The organism is Desulfocastanea catecholica (genome assembly GCF_054657295.1).
Map to the genome: position 1 here is coordinate 1 of NZ_BAAHYZ010000115.1, position 700 is coordinate 700.

Below are 700 nucleotides of genomic sequence, written 5' to 3' on the forward strand. Positions count from 1 at the left end.
AAAACAAATATTTGTAGATCATTTCTATGTTTTTCAATCAATTTTTCGACTTCTTCTGAATACACCCACTTTCTAGGCGCGTCCCATAAAACTGCGCGTTTTATTGCTTCATAATCTGCATCCTACTTTATCGTCGATAAATCGATTTCAATAGAATTTTGTTTTATTTTCGAATACTTGTATTGATCGTACTTATTTTTTTTGTGAGTTACGTAGATCTCTACCGCAAGAGCTTGATTCCCCTCACCAGTAAGAAAAACATCAGTCTGTATGTTTCCACAAATTTTGATCTCACCTTTACCGTCCAACATTAAAAAAAAAATTCATTTTCATTACTTACTGGTGTTATGGAGTAAGATTTCCCTAAAACATCTTTTTCTGTCATTTCAAACGATTGATTGGCCGGGAGTTGTAATTCATTATTAAGCATTGCTTCTTGAATTAGAATTTGTTTAGCAGCTCTGTGCAGTGCCGTCTCACCACTACAATCAACATCAATTGAATGAGCGAAATGCTTTTTATTTATTTGACCTTTCTTTGCTATTAACGGTGTTCCACATTCAGGACAATCACATTGACAAGCAAGGCCCTTTGGAACCTCCAGGATATATTTCATTAATCCTGACTTTCTATCAAGGCCCCATGATATTTTGACGTTCGCCACTGACTTCATCCGGTCATTGCTACCATAACAACAAAG

At 35.6% G+C, this 700-nt stretch carries 1 protein-coding gene; it reads right to left on the minus strand.

Annotated features, from left to right (window positions below; translation table 11 throughout):
- Positions 1–310: 310 nt before the first annotated feature.
- The coding region (locus ACYQ8U_RS23105) for a competence protein CoiA family protein (protein ID WP_459947913.1) at positions 311–700 on the minus strand (390 nt) is incomplete at its 5' end.